This window comes from Klebsiella sp. GW_Kp181, assembly GCF_040062315.1.
Lineage (GTDB): Bacteria > Pseudomonadota > Gammaproteobacteria > Enterobacterales > Enterobacteriaceae > Klebsiella > Klebsiella oxytoca.
Genome location: NZ_JBEAFR010000083.1, coordinates 1 through 18,810 on the forward strand (window position 1 = coordinate 1; position 18,810 = coordinate 18,810).

16 protein-coding genes are annotated in these 18,810 nt (G+C 56.1%); 12 read left to right on the forward strand and 4 right to left on the reverse strand.

The window, feature by feature from the left end:
- Nucleotides 1–580 precede the first annotated feature (580 nt).
- Nucleotides 581–1,705 (forward strand): cupin domain-containing protein, encoded by a 1,125-nt coding sequence (locus ABLV11_RS23340; protein ID WP_032728844.1) that lies wholly within the window; start codon nucleotides 581–583, stop codon nucleotides 1,703–1,705.
- 66 nt (nucleotides 1,706–1,771) lie between these two features.
- On the opposite strand, the gene surE is transcribed toward ABLV11_RS23340, so the two are convergent.
- Nucleotides 1,772–2,647 carry a 5'/3'-nucleotidase SurE gene (surE, locus tag ABLV11_RS23345; RefSeq protein WP_032728843.1) on the reverse strand — a complete coding sequence of 292 codons (876 nt, stop codon included), beginning with the start codon at nucleotides 2,645–2,647 and terminating at the stop codon, nucleotides 1,772–1,774.
- Between the two features lie 494 nt (nucleotides 2,648–3,141).
- Here surE and ABLV11_RS23350 point away from each other — a divergent pair, with 494 nt between their 5' ends.
- Entirely contained in the window at nucleotides 3,142–3,921 is a 780-nt protein-coding gene (locus ABLV11_RS23350) for a histidine phosphatase family protein (protein ID WP_348855843.1), read from the forward strand.
- 84 nt (nucleotides 3,922–4,005) lie between these two features.
- The gene (locus ABLV11_RS23355) at nucleotides 4,006–5,349 is read left to right on the forward strand and encodes an OprD family outer membrane porin (RefSeq protein WP_024273672.1); all 1,344 of its coding nucleotides are present in this window, start codon (nucleotides 4,006–4,008) and stop codon (nucleotides 5,347–5,349) included.
- A gap of 41 nt (nucleotides 5,350–5,390) precedes the next feature.
- Here ABLV11_RS23355 and ABLV11_RS23360 read toward each other — a convergent pair whose 3' ends face one another.
- Nucleotides 5,391–6,755: an MFS transporter gene (locus tag ABLV11_RS23360; RefSeq protein ID WP_024273671.1), complete on the reverse strand. Its 1,365-nt coding sequence runs from the start codon at nucleotides 6,753–6,755 to the stop codon at nucleotides 5,391–5,393.
- Nucleotides 6,756–7,319: 564 nt separating this feature from the next.
- Here ABLV11_RS23360 and ABLV11_RS23365 point away from each other — a divergent pair.
- From ABLV11_RS23365 to ABLV11_RS23390, 6 genes are all read left to right on the forward strand, one after another.
- Nucleotides 7,320–8,969, forward strand: a complete 1,650-nt coding sequence (locus ABLV11_RS23365) for a hypothetical protein (protein WP_064345383.1) — start codon at nucleotides 7,320–7,322, stop codon at nucleotides 8,967–8,969.
- Between the two features lie 144 nt (nucleotides 8,970–9,113).
- Nucleotides 9,114–10,565: an MFS transporter gene (locus tag ABLV11_RS23370; protein ID WP_004117633.1), complete on the forward strand. Its 1,452-nt coding sequence runs from the start codon at nucleotides 9,114–9,116 to the stop codon at nucleotides 10,563–10,565.
- 52 nt (nucleotides 10,566–10,617) lie between these two features.
- Nucleotides 10,618–11,721 carry a mandelate racemase/muconate lactonizing enzyme family protein gene (locus ABLV11_RS23375; protein WP_004108723.1) on the forward strand — a complete coding sequence of 368 codons (1,104 nt, stop codon included), beginning with the start codon at nucleotides 10,618–10,620 and terminating at the stop codon, nucleotides 11,719–11,721.
- Nucleotides 11,722–11,744: 23 nt separating this feature from the next.
- On the forward strand, nucleotides 11,745–12,572 hold the full coding sequence (locus ABLV11_RS23380; protein WP_004108725.1) for an SDR family oxidoreductase: 828 nt from the start codon (nucleotides 11,745–11,747) through the stop codon (nucleotides 12,570–12,572).
- The gene (locus ABLV11_RS23385) at nucleotides 12,566–13,477 is read left to right on the forward strand and encodes a dihydrodipicolinate synthase family protein (RefSeq protein ID WP_126488343.1); all 912 of its coding nucleotides are present in this window, start codon (nucleotides 12,566–12,568) and stop codon (nucleotides 13,475–13,477) included. The genes ABLV11_RS23380 and ABLV11_RS23385 overlap by 7 nt, the downstream gene beginning before the upstream one ends.
- Entirely contained in the window at nucleotides 13,464–13,895 is a 432-nt protein-coding gene (locus ABLV11_RS23390) for a heme-binding protein (RefSeq protein ID WP_126488341.1), read from the forward strand. Before ABLV11_RS23385 ends, ABLV11_RS23390 begins: the two co-directional genes overlap by 14 nt.
- Before the next feature lie 137 nt (nucleotides 13,896–14,032).
- Here ABLV11_RS23390 and ABLV11_RS23395 read toward each other — a convergent pair whose 3' ends face one another.
- Entirely contained in the window at nucleotides 14,033–15,046 is a 1,014-nt protein-coding gene (locus ABLV11_RS23395; protein ID WP_004117622.1) for a LacI family DNA-binding transcriptional regulator, read from the reverse strand.
- Between the two features lie 210 nt (nucleotides 15,047–15,256).
- Nucleotides 15,257–16,288, reverse strand: a complete 1,032-nt coding sequence (locus ABLV11_RS23400) for a DUF1176 domain-containing protein (RefSeq protein WP_151386395.1) — start codon at nucleotides 16,286–16,288, stop codon at nucleotides 15,257–15,259.
- Between the two features lie 383 nt (nucleotides 16,289–16,671).
- Here ABLV11_RS23400 and ABLV11_RS23405 point away from each other — a divergent pair, with 383 nt between their 5' ends.
- The 3 genes from ABLV11_RS23405 (at nucleotide 16,672) to ABLV11_RS23415 (ending at nucleotide 18,672) form a co-directional block, all read left to right on the forward strand.
- The gene (locus tag ABLV11_RS23405; protein ID WP_172598498.1) at nucleotides 16,672–17,466 is read left to right on the forward strand and encodes a DNA/RNA non-specific endonuclease; all 795 of its coding nucleotides are present in this window, start codon (nucleotides 16,672–16,674) and stop codon (nucleotides 17,464–17,466) included.
- A 289-nt stretch (nucleotides 17,467–17,755) separates the two neighbouring features.
- The gene (symE, locus tag ABLV11_RS23410) at nucleotides 17,756–18,079 is read left to right on the forward strand and encodes an endoribonuclease SymE (RefSeq protein ID WP_004133486.1); all 324 of its coding nucleotides are present in this window, start codon (nucleotides 17,756–17,758) and stop codon (nucleotides 18,077–18,079) included.
- 158 nt (nucleotides 18,080–18,237) lie between these two features.
- Nucleotides 18,238–18,672 carry a VOC family protein gene (locus ABLV11_RS23415; RefSeq protein ID WP_004117617.1) on the forward strand — a complete coding sequence of 145 codons (435 nt, stop codon included), beginning with the start codon at nucleotides 18,238–18,240 and terminating at the stop codon, nucleotides 18,670–18,672.
- Nucleotides 18,673–18,810 lie beyond the last annotated feature (138 nt).

An 18,810-nucleotide genomic window follows, 5' to 3' on the forward strand; every position in this document is an offset into this window, starting at 1 on the left:
CTTCGTAATGAATTACGTGTTCACTCTTTGAGACTTGGTATTCATTTTTCGTCCGAAGACGTTAAGAATCCATGTCACTTTGAGTGCCCACACAGATTGTCTGATAAATTGTTAAAGAGCAGTGCAACGCGGCTTTCGCTCACCGTTGCGAGGTGGCGTATATTACGCTTTCCTCTTTCAGAGTCAACCCTGTTTTTCAGGATTTTTTCTCTTCAACCAACCGGCTGTTTGTGTGAAGTGATTCACATCTGCCGTGTCAGTGGGAGCGCATTATAGGGAGCTGCCGGGATATAGCAACCCTAAAAATACAAAAAGCTTATCAAACGCTCATAATTTAAACTTTTCACGACTAACCTTTGCTACGAAAAACCATAAGAACCCAGGCACCACAAGGCCTGCAGCGCATTTTAGCCAAAAATGAGATTTTGCAAAAAACGGCGTTACCCACTTCAGGTTTTCCCTCTTTTATGGTGCCGTTAGTTCAGATGATGAATTAAGCATCAGCCTTGACCCATGACAAAGCGGCTTGAGGGTGCATATTTCTATAATCAGGCCCGTTTCTTCTTATTGGTATAAACCTATGGCTTATCAACTCAACATTAACTGGCCCGAGTTTTTAGAAAAGTACTGGCAAAAGCAGCCGGTGGTATTAAAGAAGGCTTTCGCGAATTTCGTCGATCCGATTACCCCGGATGAACTGGCCGGGCTGGCCATGGAACCGGAAGTCGATAGTCGACTGGTGAGCCTTAAGAATGGTCAATGGCAGGCCAGCAACGGGCCGTTTGAACATTTTGATGGCCTGGGCGAAACCGGCTGGTCGCTATTGGCTCAGGCGGTAAACCACTGGCACATGCCCGCCGCTGAGCTGGTGCGCCCTTTCCGCGTACTGCCGGACTGGCGTTTAGACGACCTGATGATCTCCTTTTCCGTTCCGGGCGGCGGCGTGGGCCCACACATCGACCAGTACGATGTCTTTATTATTCAGGGCATGGGTAGCCGCCGCTGGCGCGTGGGCGATAAGCTGCCGATGCGTCAGTTCTGCCCGCATCCCGCGCTGCTGCACGTCGACCCGTTCCCGCCGATTATTGATGAGGATCTGGAGCCAGGCGATATTCTGTACATTCCGCCGGGATTCCCGCACGACGGAATCACTCACGAAACGGCGCTGAACTACTCCGTTGGCTTCCGCGGGCCAAACGGCCGCGATTTGATCAGCAGCTTTGCCGATTACGCGCTGGAAAACGATCTCGGCGGCGAGCACTACAGCGATCCGGATTTAACCTGCCGTGAACATCCGGGCCGGGTTGAAGAGTATGAACTGGAACGTCTGCGCGGCATGATGATCGAGATGATTAGCCAGCCGGAAGATTTCCGCCAGTGGTTTGGACGTTTTGCTACCACGCCGCGCCACGAGCTGGATATTGCGCCAGCTGAACCGCCTTATGCAGAAGAAGAGATTGTCGACGCACTCGAGGGAGGCGAAATGCTGACTCGCCTGAGCGGCCTGCGGGTACTGCACATTGGCGATGACTTTTTTGTGAATAGTGAACAGCTTGAGCCAACCGAACCTGCGGCCCTGGACGCGCTTTGCCGCTATACCCTGCTGGGTAAAGATGAGTTAGGTGAGGCCGCACTGCGCAATCCGGCCTTTATCGCCGAGCTGACCCGTTTGATTAACCAGGGCTACTGGTTCTTCGACGAATAGCGCTTCATCATCTGTTCATATAAAGAAGGCGCGAATAGCGCCTTCTTCTTTTATATCACTACGACGTTATTTTCCGAGCAGCGTCTCATACTGCGCCTGGTACTGCGGCGCGTTCCATGAGCCATCAAACAGGGTGTAAGTAATATACCCTTTGTTTAGCCAGCCCGAGTCATTATCCCCTTCCCCCGGTTTCATCGCTTCCGGATTCATCGTCTGTTTTGCTGTGCCGTCCGCCAGCAGTTCATAACCAATCTGCGGCGCGGGGAACTGTTCATTCTCAATATAATGAACGCCCTTAATTTCAGCCGACGGCAGCGGCGGATAGTTAATGCTCAAACCGGACCCTTGCGGCAAAATCGGGCTTCCCGGTTTATGCGCGGCGTTAAGTTTATCAACCAGCGAGACAACGTAATCCACCGAGTCAGGCCAGTACTTATGCGTGCTCGGCCATTTGTTCTTCATCTCTTCTTCCGTGAATCGGTAGCCAATACTGGCGGCAATCGCCGGGAAGCCATAGCGAATGGCGCGAGCCGCAGCGCTAACGGTACCGGAGTTAACCTGCGCCATACCGGTATTGGGGCCGTCGTTAACGCCCGAGATCACCAGATCCGGCGGCGCGTCTTTCATCACGCCCCACAGGCCGAAATCCAGCGCGTCGGCGGGCGTTCCCGGGAAGCAGTAGCGTTTGTCAGCGGCTTTTTTGACATCAAAGACCTTACCCGTCTTAAAGGTGATTGCCGACCCGATCCCGCTCTGATTCGTTGCCGGCGCCACCATCCAGACGTCATATCCTTTGGCCGCCAGTTTTTCCTGCAGCGATGTGGTTCCCACAGACTGGCAGCCATCGTCGTTAACCAACAGTATTTTCAGCGGTTTTTCAGCAGCCTGTACGCCAGCGGCAGATAACGCCAGAATGGCGGCAGTCAGAATTTTCGTTCTCATCATCACTCCTTGTTAGGTAGCAGAGGTATTTATCAGGCGCAAAAAAAAACCTAAGACTCCTGCCGCACGCCAAATTGGCGGACAGGAGTCTTAGGTTTTGCCTGTGGTCAGTAACAATCCCAGAGTGAAGCGAAAATAACGCCAGTGCGCGGCAGAGTCCAGAGCGGACATCATTATTTTGTGACGGAGATCAATCCCCAATAATTATTTAAGTCAAAAACTGCCAATTATTCTGAAAATTAAACTTAAGATACATCTCAACCAGCAAAATTACCTTCATGAAGACGATCACATTTATTGACAATAACAATAAATAGAGGGTGTCTTTTTGCATAATTAGTGCTAACGTCACCGCTGTTGGATTGTTACTGTCAAGAACAGGCGAAACCTACGTCATAGAGTTCGAGCGAACATAGCTTTATTTATGCTTCGCGTCGAATATCTGACGTAGGTTTTTTTTTGCTTATAAAAAGACCATTCAGGTGGAGCGTTATATGAAGAAGTGGCTTATAGCATTAATGATAGCGGCAAGTGCGGCAACCTGCTCGGCAGCGGAAGTTAAAAACGACGATGGCGTGAATATCTATTTCGCTCGTCACGGCAAAACGCTGCTGAATACGTTTGACCGCGTACAGGGTTGGGCTGACTCCCCGCTTACTGAAGACGGCATTCGCGTCGCACGTTATCTCGGCGAGGGACTAAAAGGCATTCCATTTGATAGCTTCTATTCCAGCGATGCCGGACGTCAGCGTGAAACCATGCAGGTGATACTTAAGCAAGCCGGAGTAAGTGATTACAAACTTACTGAGCTAAGCGGCCTGCGGGAAGCCTTCTTCGGCGGTTTTGAAGGCGGCTATAACAAAGATATGGCCGACGCCGGCGCCAAACAGCTGGGGCTTAAAGATGGCGCTGCGCTGTTCAGCCAAATGAAAGCGGGCACCCTGGCCGTTGATACCAACCAGAATGCGCTGGCGGCAGCCGATCCCAAAGGCATGGCGGAAAACTATCAGCAGGTAAAAACCCGCACCCAGGCAGCGCTGCATACCATCGTTGAAAACGCGCAGGCCCGGGGCGATAAAAACGTGCTGGCGATTTCATCCGGTACCGCAATGCAGATCATGATTTCCGACTTAACGGACGATAACGCGAAAAACAAACCGCTTGCCAATGCCGCAGTGGTTAAAATTGTTTATAAAGACGGCAAATATACCGTTCCTGAAATCGGCACTATGAAATATGTCGAAGCCGGAAAACAGGCTCTCGATAAAAAATAATACCCACGCTTAATTATTTATTACGGCAGACTTCAGGCGAAAACACCTCGCCTGGATCGCTGCGTCCCTACTCTGGGGTTTATTATGAAAATCAATACTACAACAGTCGCCATTATGCTGCTGGCTATTCCCGCCAGCGCCTGGTCAGCTTCGACCACCAACAGCCTGAAGGAGCGCGATTATATCGATACCGTGCTCGACGATCCGTTATTCAGCCAGTCTCATCTGAATTTATCCTTTAAAAACTACTGGAAATATCTTAAGGAAGAAGAGACCGAGCCAAAGAAAGTCCATAATGCCTGGGGCCAGGGCGTCGCCGTCGATTATCAGTCCGGCTATTTTGCCGATATTATTGGCTTTGATGCCACATACTACGGGGCGGTAAAGCTCGGCGCCAGCGATTACTTTAACTCCCGCGGCGTACTCTATAATAACGGCAGCGGAAATAACAAAAGCAACGCTGAAGGCTTTTCCAAATTTGGTCAACGCAATATCAAGCTGCAGTATCGCCTGGCGGACACTCATCTGAACGCCCGCTGGGGCTGGCAGACGATGAAAAACTTTGGCGTCATCTCCAACTCGACCCGCCTCTCTCCGACCACCTACCTGGGCTGGACCGGCGCGGTGAACTACGGTCCCTTCACGCTGCGCGGCGCGTACATCGAAAGCGCGATGGATCGTAACTCGCCGGATAAGAAACGCTTCCAGACCAACAGCGGCCAGTACATTAACCATATCGCCAGCGGCGATATTCTGTGGCAAAGCGAGCACCTGAACATGCAGTACGGCTATGGTGAAAGCGACAACTATCTGCGCCGCCATATTCTGTTTACCAATATTAAGCCGATAAAAGCGCTGAACATCGGTACTCAGGTCTACGCCACTCATGCGCTGGACGAGTATAAAGCGATGCCGGCGAATAAGCGTGACTTTGACGATGATGCCTGGCACATCGCCATGGATGTGAAGTGGCAGGCGGACAACTGGAGCACCAAGTGGGGTCTGGGCTATACCGATGCGAATAAGGCCAATGAAGTGGGCTTCTACCCGCGCCATATGAGTAAAAACTCGCGCGGGACCTTTATCTCAATGGCTTACGCCGGCAACGACTATATGCGCGACGGTGAACTGGTTCTCTCTAATATGTCGGACTATAACCTGACGCCGGAGCTGGCTATCGGTCTCGCCGGCAACATCGCCCAGTTTAACTACCGCGGCAACCACGTCCGTACCGGGGAAATTAACGCCTTTAGCCGCTGGGTGCCGACGCACCCGAGACTGAAAAATCTCACCGTCTGGGCGATGTTCGGGCCGGGCTGGTCCTATAAGATGAATGGCAAAACGCCGGTGCTTACCGACGGCCATTACAGCCGGGCCAACTCGCTCTCTTCGGAAGTGATTATCGAATATAAATTTAATCTGTTCTGATACGCCCGCCCCGCCGGTCATGGCGGGGCAACCCTCCCCGGCTACTTCTTCACCTCATTAAGCTCATCGTTATAGCTTTCCCGCGTCACGCAGACGCACAGGATGGTAATCAGCGCCATGCAGGCGAGAAACAGCGAGATGGGCCATGATGCGCCACCGGACCACACCAGCAGTAAGGTACCGATCATCGGCGTTAAGCCGCCGACGATATTCGCCAGCTGGAAGCCGAGCGACACGCCGGTGTAGCGCACGCTGGTGTCAAAAAGCTCCGAAAAGAAGGCGGGCTGGACGCTGAACATCATGCCCAGCCCCACGGAATAGCAGAAGGTGGTGGCGAACATAAACATCTTCACCGAGCCGGAGTCGATCATCCAGAACAGCGGGAAGGCAAAGATCAACGTGATCGCGGCGCCGGCCAGATAGACCGGTCGGCGGCCAATTTTATCGGAAAGCCAGCCGAAGAACGGAAAGGTAAAAATGCCGACAAAACTGGCCAGCAGCAGCCCGTTCAGCGCCGTTTCGCGAGTAAAGTTGAGTTCCCTTGTCACATAGGACATAAAGAACGCCACCGTCAGCCAGCCCAGAACAATCTCCCCCATGCGCATACCCATCGCCAGGAATACCGCTTTACGGTGATGTTTGAGCACGGTGAGAACAGGAAACTTCTGCTCGGCCGCTTTCGGCGCGTTCTGCTGCTGCTTCTGATTCTCCTGAAACACCGGCGTCTCTTCGATCCTTGAGCGGATAAACATCCCGACGAACAGCAGCGCGATGCTTAACAGGAAAGGCACGCGCCAGCCCCAGGACATCAGGTCATCCTCCGGCAGCATCACCACCAGCGCAAAAACGCCGGTGGCGATAAACAGGCCAAGCACGTTGCCCAACTGAACAAAGGTGCCGAAAAAGCCCCGGCGATGGCGCGGCGCATACTCGGTGATCAGCGTCGTCGCCCCGCCCCATTCGCCGCCGATGGCAAAGCCCTGGCAGAGGCGCAAAAAGATAAGTATCAACGGCGCGGCGTTGCCTATGGTGTCGTAGCTGGGGATTAACCCTATGAAAAACGTCGAAATCCCCATAATCATCAGCGACAGAACCAGCGATTTCTTGCGGCCGATCTTATCGCCATAGTGACCAAATACGATGGCACCGATGGGCCGGCTAACGAAGGTAATCGACAGCGTCAGGAAGGATACCAGCAGCGCCATCAGCGGCGAGAGGTTAGGAAAAAACAGCGACGGAAACACCAGCGCGGCGGCGGTGCCGTAGATAAAAAAGTCATAGAACTCAATCGTTGTGCCAGAAAGACCGGAGCCCAGCACGGTGAGCAGCTTTCTTCTTTCATGGGTTTGTTGCGATGTTTGTTCATTTTTTGCAGGGGCAATGGCGGGCGAGGTAAGCAGGGTCATCATTAAATCCTCTGTCCTGAATCATTATTGTTTAGTCGGGCAGCGCCTGGCTAACATCGTTGGCGAGGGAAAATCACCAACAAGCTAACTCGAATTAGCTAATTATAACAAGATACAGAAATTCACAACGTAAATGCTAAAAGAGTGTGACCAGGATCGGTTAAATTTTAACACTCCTGTCAATCACCCCAGACAAAATGCTCAAACGGAAAAATAAATAATTCAATAATTTCAATTCATTAAATATCAAACCTGAATTTAACGTCCTCGCTGCGCTTCCCGCCCGCCTTTCTGCCCGCCTTTAAACCGCCTCAGCAAACTTTCCTCGTCACTTCACCCCACCTTTTAAAATAATGTTTTTAAAATTAATTAGTTAAAAATTTCACATTGATAGCCATCACAAATCCCCGGCAAAGGGTTTGTCCCTGTCTTTTTTTTATCCTAACTTGCTAATTCGAGTTAGCCATAGAAATCAGTCTGCCTGAAGCGGCTGATGCGGCGCTAATCCCTGCGCAGAACGATTAACGATAACTAAGCGACCTACCCCCTACAGGAGAAATTCACATGTTGAATTTAACGTTACCCGCCGAAGCCGGGCTTATTACCCCGAAGCCAGGCGAAGTCTTGATGGTCACCAATGCGGATCTCCGCGAACCGGCTAACGTCACCTGCTGGCCCACGCAGAAGCTGTTTGAACAGCGTCTGGAAACGGCGCTGGAAACATTAGGCTACCGCCTGCGCCGCGCCCATCCGGTCAACGAACGCCGCGGCCACGGGTTTATCAGCAGCCAGAAAGAGGGTAGCGAGCTGTTCGCCGGGATCGATCCGGATGCGCCGATTATTGTCCTGCTTACCGCCTGGCAATACTCCCATCACCTTGCGCCTTCGCTGGTACATCATCGCGGCCCTATTTTGCTGCTCGCCAATTTTGACGGCACCTGGCCGGGCCTCGTCGGCATGCTCTGTATGGCAGGCTGCCTCACCAGCCTGGAGCGCAACTACTCGCGGCTGTGGTCGGAAACCTTCGCCGACGAGGCGTTTATTCGCGGCCTGGACACCTGGCTGCGCGACGGTCATCTCAGCCATAAGCTCGGCTATCTGCATCCGGTTGCGCCCAGCGCGCCGCTGCTGGCCAGCGAAGCCGGACAGATCGGCGTGAAGGTTGGGCAGTCGATCCTCAAACACAAAGCCATTGTCGGCCTGTTCGATACCTTCTGTATGGGGATGATCAACGGCGTGTTCCCGCAAAAAGCGATGATCGACGTAGGGATGCCGGTGGAGTCGCTGTCGCAATCGGCGCTGCTGGTTGAAATGAATAAAGTGCCGACCGACCTGCGCGAAGCCTGTCTCGACTGGTATGAGACCCGCGGCATGCGCTTCCGGTTCGGCGCCGACGGGACGAAGGATCTGACCCGGGAGCAGGTGCTGGAACAGTGCGCGATGATGATCGCCATGGCGCGCTTCGTGAAGCGCTTCGGCCTGACGGCGGTGGGCGTGCAGTATCAGCAGGGGCTCAAAGACAGCTGCGCCGCCTCGGATTTTGCCGAAGGCGCCATCGGCAACGCGGAACGTTTCCCGATCCCGGATGAGAACGGCGAGATCGTCTGCCCGGACGCGCCGATCCCCTGCATCAACGAGGTGGATATGGGCAGCGCCATCCCACAGGTGATGCTGGCGAAGCTGCTCGGCGCACTGGGCATGGCGAGCGAAACCACCCTTCACGATATCCGCTGGGGTAGCGAATACAACGGCACGTTCTACTGGGATCTGGAGATCTCCGGCGCGGTGCCGTTCGCCCATCTGAAGGGCGGGATCGCCGGGGCCACCGGCTATCGCCAGCCGGCGATGTTCTTCCCCTACGGCGGCTCGACCATTGCCGGTCAGGGCAAAGCCGGACGCTTTATCTGGGCGCGAGCGCATTACGAAGGTACCCAGGTGATCCTGCATATCGGCACCGGCACCGCCGTCGAACTACCGCATGACGAATTCGAACGCCGCCGCCGGGCAACCAACTACGAGTGGCCATTACTCAACGCCGTTCTCGACGGGGTTTCGCGCGACGATTTAATGGCGGGCCACCAGAGCAACCATCTCAGTCTGGCTTATGTAGAAGAGGAGGTATTATCCGAAGTGCTGAACGCCTTTATTGCCCAGGCGCTGACGCAAAATATGAAAGTCTTTATCGCAGGCGATGCGCATTTATTAATGAAATAACAACTGATTCGCTTATGTAATTTTTACGTTGTTAGCGATCCTGGCAAACATCCGCTTCATTCGTCTCTTTATCGCTCATAAAGAGCGGATTAACGCGCATCTGTCCGGGCGGGCCCTCCGCCTGCCCGGATAAGAGAGGATTATATGTATCAGCAGCAACATATTGAATTTATTATCCAGAAGGCAAAGAAACGGCTCGATCAGCAGGAGGCCCCCGGCTGCACCAAAGCGGGATGGCTAATGATCACCGCATTATTAATTGAGTCATGGGATATTTATTCCATGGCGTTTATTTTATTCGCCCTGAAAGATATTTATGAGCCCAGCAGCTGGCTGCTTGGTTTTACCGCCGCCGGCACCCAGCTTGGCGCGGTGGTCGGCGCGCTGCTCGGCGGCTGGCTGACCGATAAGCTCGGACGGCGTAAAATTTTCCTCTGGTCGATGATCCTGTTCGCGATCTTCGCCGTTCTTCAGGGCCTGGCGCCCAATATGTACTGGCTGGCGATTATTCGCTGCCTCGCCGGGATCCCGGTGGGCGCGGACGTGGCTAACGGCTTTACCTACATCATGGAGGTGATGCCGAAGGGCAAGCGCGAAGTGATGGCTAACCGCTGGCAGTTTATGTTCGCGCTGGGGATTATCGCCGCCATTCTGCTGGTCACCACGCTGGTGGCGCTTGATGTTCACCCGGATATGATTTGGCGCATCGTGCTGGCGGTCCCGGCGATCCCGGCCTGCCTGCTGCTGTTTATGCGTCGGGAGCTGCCGGAGACGCCGGCGTGGTTCGTCGAACGCGGCCGCTTTATCGAAGCGAAACAAGCCTCCCGTGACTATTACGGCGAACAGGATGGCCGTCTGCTGGACGATATTCTGCCCAACGAAAACGTCACCATCGCCGACCCGACACTCAAAGAGACGCTGCACGATCTGTTCCGTCGTCCCTTTACCCGCCGCACCACCCTGTTCGGCTGGTTCTCCTGCGCCGTGCAGTCGTTTGAAAACTACGCCTTCTCCTTCTTCCTGCCGCTGATCCTCGTCACCATCGGGATTTCCGGGCAGATCCAGAATAACCTCGCCCTGCTGGCGGTGAACTGTATCGCCGCGCTCTCGGCGTTTGTCGGCCCGCTGCTGTTGCCGAAGCTCGGGCATAAGGGACTGAGCAAATACGGCTTCCTGCTGGTCACCATCGGCATCTCAATTTCGGCGTGGGGCGTCTACAGCAGCAGCTTTGGTTTTATCATTTTCGGCGCGGCGCTGATGCTGTGGGGCCATTACTGGGATTCCGAAAGCGGCATGACGGTGATCTCGCTGGTGGCAAAACCGCGCTATCGCGGCGTGGCCTCCGGCATCGGCTACACCATCGTCAAGGTCACCGCCTTCGTCACCACCCTGGTCTTCCCGGCCCTGTTTGAAGCGGTCGGCGTACCGGTCGCCTCAATGATTATCGCGATCGCGCCGTTCTGCGCCTTCCTCGCCTCGATCTTCCTGCTGCCGGAAGTCTTCGGTCATGCGGTGGGCGACGAGAACGATCGAGAACATGATGCCAGCCCGGCAATCGCCCTGGAGGGGCATGAATCCCCGGCCTCCAAACATTAACCGCCCGGGCCGCAGGGGCGGCCCCCGCTGAACCCATAAAGGAAGGAATCAGATGAACAGCACAAAAATGCCCGTGATTGAAAATATCGAACTGATGACCGCCCGCGTTCCGCTGCCGGAAGGCCCGTGGGGAGATCAAATTCACCACGTCACCGATATCGAAGTGGCGATAGTTGACGTCTACGGTTCTAACGGCCACGTCGGCACCGGCTTTAGCCACACTTCCGGCTGGTGCGGGAAAACCATCTCTGCGTTGATTGCCGAGATTATCCCGGACGTTATTGGCCAGCCGCTCTCCCCGCGCGGCCTGTGGCATCGCTCGTATAAACACGTACACGACGTCGGCGGCGCGGGCGTCACCACCCATGCCCTGGCGGCGCTGGATATTGCCTACTGGGATCTGTTAGGTAAAACCCTCAACGCGCCGATTATCGACATTCTTGGCCGCGTGCGCGATCGCGTTCCGCTGTACGGCAGCGGCATCAACCTGCATCTGTCCATTGAGGAAGTGATCGACCAGGTCAAGCGCTGGAAAAGCACCGGCTATCTGGCGGCGAAAGTGAAAGTGGGCAAACCGACGCTGGAAGAGGACGTGGAGCGGCTGCGTAAGATTCAGGAGGCGGTGCCGGGCTTCCCGCTGGCGGTGGACGCCAACCAGGGCTGGAACTTCCCGCAGGCGCTGCGCGCGTTCAAGCTGTTCGAACCGCTTAACCTGCTGTGGATTGAGGAGCCGCTGCCCTCCGACGATATCGCCGGCCACCTGCGGCTGCGCGAGCGCAGCGCCACGCCCATCGCGCTGGGAGAAAACGTCTATAACTTAAATCAGTTTACGCAGTACATCGAGAGCGGCAGCGCGGATTACATCCAGGCAGATCTCGGCCGCGTCGGCGGGATCACCGGCTATCTGGATATCGCCGCCGTCGCCCGCGCGCACAACCTGCCGATGACGCCGCATTTTGTCATGGAGCTCAGCGCCAGCCTGCTGGCTACGGTGCCGAATATCTCATACGCCGAGATGACCGACGGCGGGCGCTGGAAAGATCTGCGCATCATCGCCGAAGCGGGCGAAGAGGTGGACGGCTACTACGTGCCGAGCGAAAGGCCGGGCCACGGCATTATTCTCGATCGTGATTACCTCGCAACCCACAAAATCTAACCACGCAGTGAGGGGAAAGGACAATGGAAGACACGTTATTCTCGGTTAAAGACAAGGTCATCATTGTGACCGGCGGCCTTGGACAGCTGGGGGCGCAGTACGTGAAGACGTTACACGAACGCGGCGCGAAAGTGGCGGCGCTGGCCACCCGCGTCGATGCCGCGCGCGTCGACCGCGTGCTGGGGGCGATTAAGGACTCCGACCGCCTGCTGTGCGCGGAAGTGAATATTACCGATAAAGCCAGCATTAACCGGGTGCTGGACAGCATTGAAGCGAAGTGGGGCGTGCCGGATGGCCTGGTCAACAACGCGGGCGTCGACACCCAGCCCAGCGCGCCGCCGGAAGTCTCCGGGCCGTTTGAGGAGTTCCCGGAAGAGGTGTTCCGCGAGGTGGTGGAAGTGAACCTGGTCGGCACCTTCCTGATGACCCAGCAGGTCGGCAAACGCATGAAGCAGGCCGGCAAAGGCGGCTCGATCATCAACGTCGGTTCGATCTACGGCGTGGTCTCTCCGGTGCAGGATATCTACAGCTACAAAAAAGAGGACACCGGCATTCCGTTCGTCAAACCGGTGGCCTATTCGGCGGCAAAGTCCGGGCTGTATAACTTTACCCGCTACTGCGCCACCTACTGGGGGCGCGACGGCATTCGCGTCAATACCCTGACCCTCTCCGGCGTCGAGCGCAGCGATCAGGACCCGCGCTTTCAGAAAAACTACACCCACCGTATTCCCATCGGGCGGATGGCGAAAGCCCACGAGTACAACGGCGCGGTGGTGTTTTTGCTCTCCGACGCCTCGGTCTATATGACCGGTTCCAACGTGGTGGTGGATGGAGGCTGGACCGCATGGTAAGCGATAAATGGCAGCGTTTTCGCGGCATTATCTCCGCGGTGGTGACGCCGATGCACGCCGATGAGTCGGTGAACTACGCGGCGCTGGACGCGCTCGCCCGCGCCCAGCTGGCGCGCGGGGTTGAAGGCTTTTACTGCTGCGGCTCCTCCGGGGAGGGACCGTTGCTGCGTTTCGATGAGCGCAGGCAGGTGCTGGCGACGCTGGTGCAGTCGGCGGGCGGTCAGGTGCCGGTGATCGCCCACGTCGGGACGCCACGCACCCGGGACGCCGTCGAGCTGGCGAAGCACGCCGAGCAGGACGGCGCCAGCGCGGTGTCGCTGGTGCCGCCCTACTACTACAAATATAGCCGCGAGGAGATTATCGCCTACTACCGTCGGGTGCTGGACGCCATTTCGATTCCGGTGATTTTGTATAATATTCCGCAGTTTACCGGCGTCGAGCTGGATGCCCAGAGCGCCGACGCGCTGCTCGGCGAAGAGCAGGTTCTGGGGGTGAAGCATACTTCGCATAACCTCTATTCGCTGGAACGCATGATCGCCCGCTACCCGGAGAAAGTCTTTTTTAACGGTTTCGATGAGATCTTCCTTCCCAGCCTCGCGGCGGGCGCGACGGCCACGGTTGGCACCACGGTTAACCTGCAGCCGGAGCTGTTTCTCGCCCTGCGCAGCGCTTTCCAGCAGGGCGACATCACCCGGGCGCAGCGCCTGCAGCAGCAGATCAACGAGGTGGTGGAGCAGCTGGTCGCGCGCGGCGTGTTCCAGTCGGCGAAATATCTTGCCGCGAAAGAGACCGTCGATACCGGCCCCACCCGCGAGCCGTTTGTGGCGCTGACGGCGGCGCAGAAAGGCGAGCTGGATGACCTCTATCTGCGCTTACGGAGGTATATCGCCGATGCCGGACAATGACGCGTTCTGTCCCCAGGTCCGTCTGAACGATAGCGTTGTGTGCCAGCAGGTCGCGCGGTTTTTACAGGAGACGGAAAGCGATGCGCGAACCCGGGGGCTGGCAGTGGCGGTTGTCGGGCCGGAGGGCGAGCTCATCGCCTTTGGCGCGCACGCTTGCTGCCCGCCGCTACCGCGCCAGATGGCGCAGCGCAAGGCCTGGAGCGCCCTGCGCTTTCGCCGTCCGACGGCAACGCTGGCGCAAGAGGTCAGCGCTGGCGCCCTGCAGCTGGCGGTATTTAACGACCCGCAGCTGCTGGCGATGCCGGGCGGTGAGCCGGTGATCGTCGACGGGCTGGCCATTGCCGGCGTCGGGATCAGCGGCCTGCCGCCGGAGCTGGACGCCGGGCTGGCGGCGCGGTTTGTTCAGCGATTGACTTGATGAGGGATCGTTAAGGGTTCCCCGGATTGCGGCGCCCGCGCCTTATCCGGGCTACCAGCGCGCGCAGGATGCGGTATTTGTAGCCCCGGCCAGCATAGCGCGGCCGGGGATTGACGTGTTCACACAAGCCGTGTCATTTACTGGCTCCGCTGCTTCTCCACCGACAGCGGACGATGAATCAGGGTCATCGGCACGGTGATCTTCACATCGGCATTTTCCCCCTGCAGCTTCTGCTGCATCAGATGAAACGCGTGCTGTGCCCAGGCGTCCTCATCCTGGCGCATCGACCATACTGCGTTCGGCAGAAATCCCAGCATCTGATGTTCATCGAAGGTGCCGATGGGAATATCCGACGGAATAAAGCCGTAGGTTTCCCGCAGCGCGCTCAGCGTCCCTTCCAGAATGGGCAGGGAGGAGGCGATAAACGCCTTCGGCGGCTCGCGATGCTGACGGAGAAAATCGAGCATCAGCTGCTTGCCCTCTTCCTGGCGGTTATGGCTGGCGGACAATATCCACTCCTTCCCCGCGGGCAGCTCGCTCAGGTAGCCCTGCAGACGACGCTGGATCGACGGCTGCTGGGTATCCCCGGCGATAAAAAAAATCGGCGAGACGTCCACCGCCTGGGTCATCGCCTGCACCAGCTTTTTGCTGCCGTTATAGTTATCACTCACCACCAGCGACACGTCGCTCTCGCCAAAATCGCGGTCGAGCAGCACCAGCGGCCGCTTGCGCGCCACCTTCTGGTGATGCAGCTGCGTTTCCCGGGTAGAGGGCACCACGAAGAGCCCGTCAACGTTGCGCGCCAGCAGCCCTTCAACCAGACTGTTTTCATGCTCGCTGTCGCTGTAGGTGCAGGCAATCATTAGCTGATACCCCGCCTGACGGCAGCAGGCTTCAAGCTTTTCCGCCAGGGTGGAGAAAAACAGGTTGGATAATCGCGGGATCACCAGCCCTAAGGTCTCGGTTTTATTGAGCTTCAGGCTGCGGGCGATATGGTTAACGACCAGCCCGTTCTCGGCGATGTAATCATTAATACGCTGCTGCGTTTTGGCGCTGATGCGATACTGCTCAGCTTTGCCACCCAGCACCAGGCGCACGGTGGTAATCGAGATTTCCAGCGCCCTGGCGACTTGCTCAACGGTTTTGGCCATAAACTCATTTTCCATAACGAACAGAACGGCTTAATCATAAACTAATTCGAGTTAGCAATACATTAGCCGCGCTGTTATTTTGAACAAGGCGTCAGTTTTCTGCCGCCACTGGCGCTGTCGATCGCGATCCCGCTACGCGGACGATCGTTAAGATCCTTCCCTGTCCTCCCTGTCGGCGTGTGTGCCGGGAGAGATTCTGGCCGCATGATTTCACTTTGCCGGTTTAACCTCGGTCACCCAGGTGGGGAGATCCCATGTTCCGCCGAGGCGAAGATAGCGGCACATCCCGGTGGTCGCTTCACGGCTTTTGCGGAACGTTGTGCCATCCCAGAGCCAGCTCGCCGTCCCCCAGCAATCGCCGAGTCCTCGCCCTTTCTGGCTCATAAAAATCTCGCCGTCACCATACTCAGAACCGGAAACCGTAATAAGCGTTGGATTATCCTCAAGTTTGCTATCCACAACCCAATAGCCGTATCCCTCGTTATAGGCCGCCCGCCAGCACAAGGCCGAAATCAGGGAATGCGCGTGATCCAGCGGCGTCAGGCTAATAGTTTCAGCCTTCTCACCCTCCTCAGGCTGGAGGCGATCGCACCAATCATCGTTCTTTAGCGTGGCCAGAAGCTTCGGCTTGAGCACCGCCAGCTCAGGCGCGGTTAACGCTCTCTCCTGCGTTTTCTCAGGCATGACCCGGTGAATAACCGGGGCGGGAATCGCTGCCCGGACGCTGCTTTCCGGCCTGTCGCCTTTTTTGGTCAACGCGCCCGGCGTGCCGATTCGCCCCTGAACATCGTCCATTTTCAGCAGTACCGCGTAAGCGCCTTCGCCGGAAAGCACAAACGGCGCCTCCGCGCCTGTAAATTCGACCTTCCCGCTGCCTTTGATGGCGTTAACGATCGCCCGGGCCTGTTTCTCCGACAGCGGCCAGCTCTCTTTTGCGGGCTTCACATCGCCTGCCGGCTGGCCGTTGATCCACAGCGTCAGTTTACCCGGCAGAACGTCGCTGTCGGTCACCTCCGCCAGCATCAGCTCTCCCGAGACGGCAGTGCCCGCTCCGGCCTGGCGGGCCAGCAGCACCGAACCTCCGCTTCCTTCTTCAGCGCTGTATCCCGCCGCCCGGCAGGTCAGCGTGTTATCACACACCACTTCCCAGTCTTTGTGGCTGAATGAAACGCCTGTTTTCGCCAGCGCGGGGAGACTAAGTACGGCCAGTGCCAGCACGCCTCTCCAGAGTTCCTTTTTCATACCTTCTCTCCTTAATCGGTCATCCGCGTAGTCTGAGTAATCCTCCTCGCAGAGAGAAGCGTTTTCCCCTGCCGCGACATTTTTTCAGACAACGACATGGATGCCGCACCGCTTTACGCTTCGCTGGACATATTCCCGCCCGTTCAGCCCGGCTGAAAATAGCGGGCAGCGAGTCTGATTACCTCATTCAACATCATTTCTGAGATCACAAAATAACATCCGCCGTGATGTTAAATCATCTTGTGATATTCCGCGCGGCTGCGACCGGCTAACTCTTTTTACGCTCTCACTTCATCTTTGCGATTCATAGGTGAATTCCGCTCTGATTATTCAGGGGGTTCTTTTATGCATCGATTCATCTTCTCTGTGACGTCATCAACAACATGAAGCTATTCAGAATATTCAGCGTATTGCCGTCGTTATTTTTTGCCGCCGCGTGCGTTGCCGGGTTATCCCACGTAGATAATTGTGAAGTGGGCTGCCCGACCGGTGGAAGCGACCAGACGCTGGTTCGCGAAGCCTATACGCTCAACAACAACAGCCACCGCAAATTCGCCAATTGGGTGGCGTATAAAATCACCAAAGCCAGCCTGGCCAGCGGGCGTTCGCGCAGCTGGAAGCGCGATCCGAATTTACCCGCTGCGGATACTCTTGCCCCCGCGGCATACAAAGGGGCCAGCGCAGCATTGGCGGTCGATCGCGGGCATCAGGCGCCGCTCGCCGGGCTCGGCGCCAGCGCAGACTGGCAGGCGTTAAACTATCTTTCCAATATCACCCCTCAGGCCTCCGACCTGAATCAGGGGGCGTGGGCGCGGCTGGAGGATAAGGAGCGCGCCCTCGCCGAGCGCCGCGACGTGGCGGCGGTGTGGTCCGTTACCGGGCCGCTGTTCGAACGGCATATCGCCACCCTGCCCGCCGCGCCCGAGGTGGAGCTTCCCAGCGGCTACTGGAAGATTATTTTTATCGGCTCCAGTCCGGATAAGGGCAAATACGCGGCGTTTTTGCTGGATCAGGCGACGCCCAAAAGTGCCAGTTTTTGTGATTATCAAGTGACGGTGGAGGAGATTGAGCGGCGGACTCATCCGGCGCTCTCGTTCTGGTCCACCCTGCCGGCAGGTATCGCTCGCCGCCTGAAGTCCCGGAAGGGGACGCTGGCAAAAGAGATGGGGTGCCCGTAATTAGGTATGGGCATCCTGTTGCGCGCATTATCTCGCTTTTATTTTTTGAATCTGCTTTACGGTTATTTCAGCAATATCAGGAAAGTCATTTTCAACAGGCGCTAATTAATAGATGCACGCATTCTGTTAATTCTTAATTTGCGGTTAAAGGCGTTTATTATGTCCGATTAAAGTCTGGACTTTATTTTTATTACTGGTTAGGTTTACAGGTGTTATTTAGCGCGGTGCGAATGTGCGCCAACACACCCGCACCGCTGATCACAATTACTATTTACCAGGAATAGCAACCATGACTAATGCGGATTGTATTGTAGATTCGTTTGATCCAGAAGTGTCGCCGAAAAATAAGCGTCAGTTGACGGTGAGTTATGTGAGACGTTTGCCAGATCGTCGTCTTGTTCCGGCGCTGATCATGAAGGGCGAGTGGCTGGCGGCGGCAGGGTTTTCGACCGGCACCCGGGTGGAGGTGCGGGTGATGGAGGGCTGTATCGTGCTGACGGCGGTTGAGCCGGAACCGGAGCTGGAAGCCGCGATGCGTAGGGTGGAGAAGCTGTCGGCCAGGAAGCAGAAGCAGGTCAGAGAGTTTATCGGGGTGATTGGGGGACGAGGTTGAGGGGTCAGGATTGCGATGACAGACAGGATTTGAATGTCATGACCCTTCGATTGAGATTCATCGTCATCCCGGGCCTGTACTCATCCATCAAATTCGTACAACGTTCCTTTTAGATAACGGATAAATACCTGTTAATACGACTGAATGAGGAAACCATCATGGAGACTTACCGATTACATCGCGGCAGGCTTATCGACCATATCCAGCTTGTGGTAAATGATTTCGAGGCCAGCAAAGCGTTTTATACAGCCGTGCTGGCGGTCCTTGAGATCCCTGTCGTGAATACCTACGATGATTATTTTTGGGCTGATGAGCTTGTTGTTTCATCGATTAATAGTCCCGGTTCCGCAGGTAAGCCGACAGGACGGCATCACCTGGCTTTCCAGGCCAGGGATCGTGAGACGGTGGATGCTTTTTACCAGGCAGCGCTGGCACATGGCGGCAGTGATAACGGCGCACCCGGTGAGCGAACTTATCACCCGGGATACTACGCGGCGTTTGTACGCGATCCCGATGGTAACAACATCGAAGCGGTTTACCATGGCGAGGGGGAACGCAGTGCGGCATCGGTGGAGATTGGCTTCAGTCTTTAAGCATAACGGTCTCCGGGCAGGGGCCGTATTGGGCGGTTGGCATTAAGTCAGACCAGGAGCCAGCCCAGGAATTAGCCATATCGAAGCCCTCATAATAATGAGGGCTACATAAAATAAATTCAGTGTTGTAAATTCATT

Excerpts from the sequence above, each read along its gene's own strand:
- ABLV11_RS23370 (WP_004117633.1), top strand. The coding sequence starts at position 9,114 with ATGTATCAGCAGCAACATATTGAATTTATTATCCAGAAGGCAAAGAAA.
- ABLV11_RS23400 (WP_151386395.1), bottom strand. The coding sequence starts at position 16,288 with ATGAAAAAGGAACTCTGGAGAGGCGTGCTGGCACTGGCCGTACTTAGT.
- ABLV11_RS23340 (WP_032728844.1), top strand. The coding sequence starts at position 581 with ATGGCTTATCAACTCAACATTAACTGGCCCGAGTTTTTAGAAAAGTAC.
- ABLV11_RS23375 (WP_004108723.1), top strand. The coding sequence starts at position 10,618 with ATGAACAGCACAAAAATGCCCGTGATTGAAAATATCGAACTGATGACC.
- ABLV11_RS23380 (WP_004108725.1), top strand. The coding sequence starts at position 11,745 with ATGGAAGACACGTTATTCTCGGTTAAAGACAAGGTCATCATTGTGACC.
- ABLV11_RS23415 (WP_004117617.1), top strand. The coding sequence starts at position 18,238 with ATGGAGACTTACCGATTACATCGCGGCAGGCTTATCGACCATATCCAG.
- ABLV11_RS23360 (WP_024273671.1), bottom strand. The coding sequence starts at position 6,755 with ATGACCCTGCTTACCTCGCCCGCCATTGCCCCTGCAAAAAATGAACAA.
- ABLV11_RS23385 (WP_126488343.1), top strand. The coding sequence starts at position 12,566 with ATGGTAAGCGATAAATGGCAGCGTTTTCGCGGCATTATCTCCGCGGTG.
- surE (WP_032728843.1), bottom strand. The coding sequence starts at position 2,647 with ATGAGAACGAAAATTCTGACTGCCGCCATTCTGGCGTTATCTGCCGCT.
- ABLV11_RS23390 (WP_126488341.1), top strand. The coding sequence starts at position 13,464 with ATGCCGGACAATGACGCGTTCTGTCCCCAGGTCCGTCTGAACGATAGC.
- ABLV11_RS23350 (WP_348855843.1), top strand. The coding sequence starts at position 3,142 with ATGAAGAAGTGGCTTATAGCATTAATGATAGCGGCAAGTGCGGCAACC.
- symE (WP_004133486.1), top strand. The coding sequence starts at position 17,756 with ATGACTAATGCGGATTGTATTGTAGATTCGTTTGATCCAGAAGTGTCG.
- ABLV11_RS23355 (WP_024273672.1), top strand. The coding sequence starts at position 4,006 with ATGAAAATCAATACTACAACAGTCGCCATTATGCTGCTGGCTATTCCC.
- ABLV11_RS23365 (WP_064345383.1), top strand. The coding sequence starts at position 7,320 with ATGTTGAATTTAACGTTACCCGCCGAAGCCGGGCTTATTACCCCGAAG.
- ABLV11_RS23395 (WP_004117622.1), bottom strand. The coding sequence starts at position 15,046 with ATGGCCAAAACCGTTGAGCAAGTCGCCAGGGCGCTGGAAATCTCGATT.
- ABLV11_RS23405 (WP_172598498.1), top strand. The coding sequence starts at position 16,672 with ATGAAGCTATTCAGAATATTCAGCGTATTGCCGTCGTTATTTTTTGCC.